At 70.9% G+C, this 6,730-nt stretch carries 7 protein-coding genes; 5 read left to right on the top strand and 2 right to left on the bottom strand.

Annotated features, from left to right (window positions below):
- Positions 1–179: 179 nt before the first annotated feature.
- Together ACWD01_RS11980 and ACWD01_RS11975 are read right to left on the bottom strand one after the other, a co-directional pair.
- Positions 180–839: a hypothetical protein gene (locus ACWD01_RS11980; RefSeq protein ID WP_451160701.1), complete on the bottom strand. Its 660-nt coding sequence runs from the start codon at positions 837–839 to the stop codon at positions 180–182.
- Positions 730–1,530 (bottom strand): alpha/beta hydrolase, encoded by an 801-nt coding sequence (locus ACWD01_RS11975; RefSeq protein WP_451160699.1) that lies wholly within the window; start codon positions 1,528–1,530, stop codon positions 730–732. Before ACWD01_RS11975 ends, ACWD01_RS11980 begins: the two co-directional genes overlap by 110 nt.
- 239 nt (positions 1,531–1,769) lie before the next feature.
- Here ACWD01_RS11975 and ACWD01_RS11970 point away from each other — a divergent pair, with 239 nt between their 5' ends.
- The 5 genes from ACWD01_RS11970 to ACWD01_RS11950 all read left to right on the top strand — a co-directional run bounded on the left by ACWD01_RS11970 (position 1,770) and on the right by ACWD01_RS11950 (position 6,726).
- The gene (locus ACWD01_RS11970; RefSeq protein WP_451160697.1) at positions 1,770–2,531 is read left to right on the top strand and encodes a lysophospholipid acyltransferase family protein; all 762 of its coding nucleotides are present in this window, start codon (positions 1,770–1,772) and stop codon (positions 2,529–2,531) included.
- A 38-nt stretch (positions 2,532–2,569) separates the two neighbouring features.
- Positions 2,570–3,778, top strand: coding sequence for a MacS family sensor histidine kinase (macS, locus tag ACWD01_RS11965; protein WP_451160695.1), 1,209 nt, complete (start codon positions 2,570–2,572; stop codon positions 3,776–3,778).
- The gene (locus ACWD01_RS11960; protein WP_451160693.1) at positions 3,775–4,449 is read left to right on the top strand and encodes a response regulator; all 675 of its coding nucleotides are present in this window, start codon (positions 3,775–3,777) and stop codon (positions 4,447–4,449) included. The genes macS and ACWD01_RS11960 overlap by 4 nt, the downstream gene beginning before the upstream one ends.
- A 162-nt stretch (positions 4,450–4,611) precedes the next feature.
- A complete protein-coding gene (locus ACWD01_RS11955) occupies positions 4,612–5,640 on the top strand; it encodes a 6-phosphofructokinase (RefSeq protein ID WP_451160691.1) in 1,029 nt (342 codons plus the stop codon).
- Positions 5,641–5,718: 78 nt separating this feature from the next.
- On the top strand, positions 5,719–6,726 hold the full coding sequence (locus tag ACWD01_RS11950) for a 2-hydroxyacid dehydrogenase (RefSeq protein ID WP_451160689.1): 1,008 nt from the start codon (positions 5,719–5,721) through the stop codon (positions 6,724–6,726).
- The last annotated feature ends 4 nt before the right edge of the window (positions 6,727–6,730 follow it).

Genomic DNA, 6,730 nt, shown 5'->3' with positions numbered 1-6,730 from the left:
CACTCTCTCCCCCCCCCCCCCGCTTTTCCTTTGGGGGGCCCTAAACCCCGGGCCGGGCTTGAGTTGCCCGGCAACTCAAGCCCGGCCGGCGTTTGAGGCGCGGGTCCGGGCAGAGCCCGGTCTCGGGAAGGGGCGGGTAGGGGAACACGCCCTGCGCAGCGGGCCGGCCCCGCCCCGCGTCACACCACCGCGCCCCGCCCCGGGTCGTCCGGCTCGTCGTCGTCGTGGGACATCCGCGCCACCAGCGTGCCGAAGCCGCCCAGGAAGCCGCCGACGCACAGCGTCGTCAGCCACCACTTCATGTCCCACTGCAGGATCACCGCGACCAGCATCAGCACCGGCCCGCCGATCACCGCCAGCCAGGCGAACCTGGCCGTCACGTCGGTCTCCGGCAGCGGCGGCGGTTCCGGCGGGACGAAGTGGCCCTCGTCGGTGTCGTCGAAGTCGTCGTCGGACGGCTGCGCGACCTGGTAGTCGCGTGGTCCGCCGACGCCCGGCGCGAAGGTCACCGAGCTGCCGAGCGCCGGCTTGTCCTCCTCGGGCGGGGGCTGCGGCGCCGGCCGCCCCGGCGTCTCGTTCATGTCGCCCTCGAGCAGCGCCAGGTCCTCCACCGACTTGAACGGCTTCGCGCCCGGCGGGTCGGACGGCTCGTCGCCGTATCCGGCGACGATTGCCGCCCACGCGGCGTCCTCGTCGATCGGCTGCGGCTCGCGGTCCGCGTCGTGCTGGTCAGCCACCGGTCGTGCTCCCTCCCAAGGAATCCGGCGCGGGCGAGGTTCCCGCACCCGGAGCGAGCCGGTCGATGAACGCGTGACTCTCCTCGAAGATCCGCTCCGCATCGTGGTCCAACGTCGCCACGTGGTAGCTCTGTTCCAGCAGGATCTCGGTGACGTCCGTGGAGGAGACGCGGCTGAGGATCCGTGCGGAGTCGGCGGCCGGCACCACATGGTCCTCGGGGCTGTGCAGCAGCAGCATCGGCTGGGTGACCTGGGGCAGCTCCCCGTCGACCATCCGGAAGAACTGCCGCACCGAGTGCGCGGCGTGCAGCGGCACCCGGTCGTATCCCAGCTCCTCGACGCCTTCCTTGGCGATGTCGCTGGTCAGGCCCTTCGTGGAGGGCACCAGATGGCGGACCACGGGCAGCAGGGACGCCATCGCGCCGTGCACCTTGTTCGCCGGGTTGACCACGACAATGCCCCGTACCGCGTCACCGTGCTTGGCGGCCAGCCGGAGCGTGAGCGCACCGCCCATGGAGAGGCCGAAGACGAAGACCGCCTCGCAGCGCTCCTGGAGCGCCCGCAGCTCGCGGTCCACCTCCGCGTACCAGTCCTGCCAGCCGGTGACCTGCATGTCCTGCCAGCGCGTGCCGTGGCCGGGCAGCAGCGGGAGGGAGACGGTGAGCCCCCGCTCCGCCAGGTATTCGGCCCAGGGCCGCAGCGACTGGGGGGAGCCGGTGAATCCATGACAGAGAAGAACGCCGACCTGGCCGCCTTCGTGGCGGTAGGGCTCGGCTCCGGGAAGCACCGGCACCGGGGGTCTCCTGTTCGTGAGGTGTACGAGGCGTGAGGCGTACGAGGCGGGTCGTACGTGGCGTGGGCGGTACGAGGTTGTGCGGGAGGGGTGAAGGGTGTACTTCACGGTACGCGACCGGACCGACACCGACCAGGGCCGTAGCCGCACGGCGGGCCGGATGTGACATGACCCCGGCGCGGGGACCGGGAGCGGCGGGCGGGTTAAGGTCTGTTCGACAGCAACAGGAGGCATTCGAGTTGATCTACGGCGCCATGAAGTTCTCCATCGGAGGCTCGCTCAAGCTTGCCTTCAGGCCCTGGGTGGAGGGTCTGGAGAACGTTCCCGCCGAGGGTCCCGCGATCCTCGCGAGCAACCATCTGTCGTTCTCCGACTCGTTCTTCCTCCCCGCGGTGCTGGACCGCAAGGTGACGTTCATCGCGAAGGCCGAGTACTTCACCTCGCCCGGTGTGAAGGGCAGGATGACGGCCGCCTTCTTCAAGGGCGTCGGCCAGCTCCCCGTCGACCGCTCGGGCGCCCGCGGCGCGGGTGAGGCGGCGATCAAGGCCGGTATCGACGTCATCGAGTCCGGTGGTCTGTTCGGCATCTACCCGGAGGGCACCCGCTCCCCGGACGGCCGTCTCTACCGGGGCAAGCCCGGCGGGCTCGCGCGCGTGGCGCTCGCCACCGGCGCGCCGGTGATCCCCGTCGCGATGATCGACACCGAGAAGATCCAGCCCCCCGGCAAGGTCGTCCCCAAGCTGATGCGCCCGGGCATCCGGATCGGCAAGCCGCTGGACTTCAGCCGCTACCACGGCATGGAGGGCGACCGCTTCATCCTGCGTTCGGTGACCGACGAGGTCATGTACGAGATCATGAAGCTCTCCGGCCAGGAGTACGTCGATATCTACGCGACGGCCGCGAAGCGCCGCATCGCCGACGAGGAGAAGGCCGCGAAGGCCGCCCGCGCCGAGGCGGAGAAGGCCGAGAAGGCGAAGAAGTCCCAGCGGCCGGCCGCCTGAGCCGGGCCGCGGTACCGGTACGGGGTGTGGTGGGGGTCATGGCCAAGCGCGAGCGCGTCGTGCGGATGTCCGTCGAGCTGCCGCTGTGGCGTGCGCTGACCGCATACCGCGTACTGACCATGGTCTACGCGGTGCTGCTGTTCGTCTTCACCCGGCAGAAGTTCGAGCGGCCCATGGTCGCGGTCTGCTTCCTCGCGGTGATGGCCGTGTGGACCCTCGTCACCCTCCCCAAGGTCGCGAACGCGGCCCGCTGCACCAAGGGCTTCCTGGCGGCGGACCTGACGATCGCGCTGACGGGCATCCTTCTCACCCCGCTGGCCGACGCCCAGGCCCAGACCCAGGACGGCCCGACCCTCCCGACGATCTGGACGGCCGGCTCGGTGCTCGCCTTCGCCATCAAGGGCGGCTGGCGCTGGGCCGGGTTCGCGTCCTCTTTCGTCGCCGTCGCCAACATCGTCGAGCGGGGCGAGCCGAGCCGGGACACCTTCCACAACGTGCTGCTGGTGTGGGTCGCCTCCATAGCCATCGGTTACGTCGTCGAGGTGGCCCGCGCCTCCGAACGCACTCTCGCCCGCGCCCTGGAGATCGAGGCCGCGACCCGCGAGCGGGAGCGGCTGGCGCGCGACATCCACGACAGCGTCCTTCAGGTCCTTGCGATGGTGCAGCGGCGCGGCAACGCGCTCGGCGGCGAGGCCGCGGAGCTCGGCCGGATGGCCGGTGAGCAGGAGGTCGCGCTGCGCAGCCTGGTCGCCGGCGGTCTGGTCCCCGCCTCCCGGGTGTCGGAGGACGAGTCGCAGGGCGCGGTCGTACGGGTCGTGGACGTACCGGACGACGACGCTCCGGTGCCGCCGTGCGATCTGCGGACGCTGCTCTCCCCGCACGCCGGGTCGCGGGTGACGCTGTCGGAGCCGGGCGCCCCGGTGCTGATGGACCGGGCGGCGGCGCGGGAGCTCGCGGCCGCTGTCGGCGCCGCCCTGGACAATGTGCGCAAGCACGCGGGGGACGGCGCCCAGGCGTGGATCCTGGTCGAGGACTGGCCCCACGAGGTGATCGTGACGGTCCGGGACGACGGTCCCGGCATCGCGGAGGGCAGGCTCGCGCAGGCGGAGGGGGAGGGCCGGCTCGGCGTCGCCCAGTCCATCCAGGGGCGGCTGCGGGATCTCGGCGGGACGGCCGAGCTGGTCTCGGTCCCCGGCCAGGGCACGGAAGTTGAGCTGAGGATCCCACGGGGGAAGGCAGGAAGATGACCGAGCAGCAGACGATCAGAGTGATGGTGGTCGACGACCACCCGATGTGGCTGGACGCGGTCGCCCGCGACCTGGCCGCGGCGGGGTTCGACGTCGTCGGCACCGCGGGCGACGGCGCGCAGGCCGTCCGCCGGGCCAGGGCGGTCACCCCCGATGTGCTCGTACTGGACCTCAACCTGCCCAAGATGCCGGGCGTGCAGGTGTGCAAGGAGCTCGTCGCCGCCCTGCCCGGGCTGCGGGTGCTGGTGCTGTCCGCCAGCGGTGAGCACGCCGACGTCCTGGAGGCGGTGAAGTCGGGCGCCACCGGCTATCTGCTGAAGTCGGCCAGCACCGAGGAGCTGACGGACGCCGTGCGCCGCACGGCCGTCGGCGATCCCGTCTTCACGCCGGGCCTCGCGGGTCTGGTCCTCGGCGAGTACCGGCGCCTCGCCTCCGAGCCCGTGCCGGCGGCCGGCGGCGACGAGCCGAAGGCGCCGCAGCTCACCGAGCGCGAGACCGAGGTGCTGCGCCTGGTGGCCAAGGGCCTGTCGTACAAGCAGATCGCGGAGCGGCTGGTCATCTCGCACCGCACCGTCCAGAACCATGTGCAGAACACCCTCGGCAAACTTCAGCTGCACAACCGCGTCGAGCTGGTGCGGTACGCGATCGAGCGGGGTCTGGACGACGCCTGACCAAGGCCGCGGACACCCCCGGAACGGTCACCCTTACGAGTGAACGGTGCTCGGCCAACGACCCGGCATTCCACAGGAATTGACCATTCGGCGCATCCCTGAGTGACCTGCGTCACCATTAGCGTGACGGTCACAGGCTCACCAGGCGAAGGGAAGTTTTCCATGCGCGTCGGAGTACTGACCGGGGGCGGCGACTGCCCCGGCCTCAACGCGGTCATCCGCGGCCTCGTCCGCAAGGGTGTGCAGGAGTACGGCTACGAGTTCACCGGCTACCGCGACGGCTGGCGCGGACCGCTCGAGGGCGACACCGTTCCGCTCGACATCCCGGCCGTCCGCGGCATCCTGCCCCGCGGCGGCACGATCCTCGGCTCCTCCCGCACCAACCCGCTGAACGAAGCGGACGGCATCCGCCGGATCAAGGAGAACCTGGCCAAGCAGGAGGTGGACGCCCTGGTCGCGATCGGCGGCGAGGACACCCTCGGCGTCGCGGCACGGCTGTACGACGAGTACGGCGTCCCCTGCGTCGGCGTCCCCAAGACCATCGACAACGACCTGTCCGCCACCGACTACACCTTCGGCTTCGACACGGCCGTCGGCATCGCCACCGAGGCGATCGACCGGCTCCACACCACCGCCGAGTCCCACATGCGCGTCCTCGTCGTGGAGGTGATGGGCCGTCACGCGGGCTGGATCGCCCTCCACTCGGGCCTCGCGGGCGGCGCGAACGTCATCCTCATCCCCGAGCAGCGCTTCGACGTCGACCAGGTCTGCGCCTGGGTCACCTCCCGCTTCCGGTCGAGCTACGCCCCGATCGTGGTCGTCGCGGAGGGCGCCGTGCCCAAGGACGGCGACGCGGTCCTCAAGGACGGCACGCTCGACTCCTTCGGCCATGTCCGGCTCTCCGGCGTGGGGGAGTGGCTGGCCAAGCAGATCGAGAACCGTACGGGCAAGGAGGCCCGCACCACCGTCCTCGGCCATGTCCAGCGCGGCGGCACTCCGAGCGCCTTCGACCGCTGGCTGGCCACCCGCTTCGGGCTGCACGCCGTCGACGCGGTGCGCGACGGCGACTTCGGCAAGATGGTCGCGCTCCAGGGCACCGACATCGTCCGGGTCCCGATCGCGGAGGCGACGGCCAGGCTCAAGACGGTCGACCCGAAGCTCTACGAGGAGGTCGGCGTCTTCTTCGGCTGACACGGCGGTGGGCCGTATATTCGCCGCATCCGGATATACGCGGGTATCCGGCCCACAGCTCGTGAACCGGGAGAGAACGTGGAAATCCTCGCCTTCGGTGTCCAGGCCGACGAACAGCCGCTCATCGAGCGGGCCTTCGCGGATCTCCCCGAGGACGTGCGGTGCCTTCAGGTGTTTCTCGACGCGGACACCGCCGCCATCGCCGCCGGCCACGAGGTGATCTCCACCAGCGTCAACGCACAGTTGGACGCCGAGGTGCTGCGGACCCTCGCCGCCGGCGGGACGAAGATGATCGCCCAGCGCTCCACCGGCTTCAACAACATCGATCTCGACGTGGCCGGCGGGCTCGGCCTCACCGTCGCCCGGGTGTCGTACTACTCGCCGTACTCCGTCGCCGAGTTCGCCTGGACGCTGGCCATGGCCGTCAACCGGCGTATCGTCCGCGCCGCCAACCGCACCCGCGACTTCGACTTCCGGCTCGACGGACTGATGGGCCGCGACCTGCGCGGCCGCACCGCCGGCGTGATCGGCACCGGCAAGATCGGCGAGGCGTTCACCCGGATCGCCCACGGCTTCGGGATGCGGCTGCTCGGCCTGGACGTCGCCCCCAACCCCGTCTGCGTCGACCTCGGTATGAAGTACGTCGACAAGGGCGAACTCCTCGCCGCCGCGGACCTGGTCAGCCTGCACGTACCGCTGCTGCCCGCCACCCGGCATCTGATCGGCGCCCGGGAACTGCGCGCGATGAAGGACGACGCGATCCTGGTGAACTCCAGCCGCGGCGGCCTCATCGACAGCGACGCCCTCGTCGGCGAACTGCGCAAGGGCCGCTTCTCGGGCGTGGGCCTCGACGTGTACGAGGCGGAGGCCGGGCTGTTCTTCCTCGACAAGTCCATGGAGGCGGTCGACGACGACACCCTGGCCCGGCTGATGACCTTCCCCAACGTGCTGGTCACCTCCCACCAGGCGTACTACACCGTGGACGCGGTCGTCCAGATCGTGGACACCACCGCCCGGAACATCGCGGACTACCTCGCGGGCCGGCGCGGCGAGAACGTGCTCGTCCCCGTCGCGTCGGCCCCCTGACCCC

This window comes from Streptomyces sp. NPDC002835 (assembly GCF_053591995.1).
Note: the sequence above shows the minus strand (reverse complement) of the source record. Positions and strands in the feature narration are given on the sequence as shown.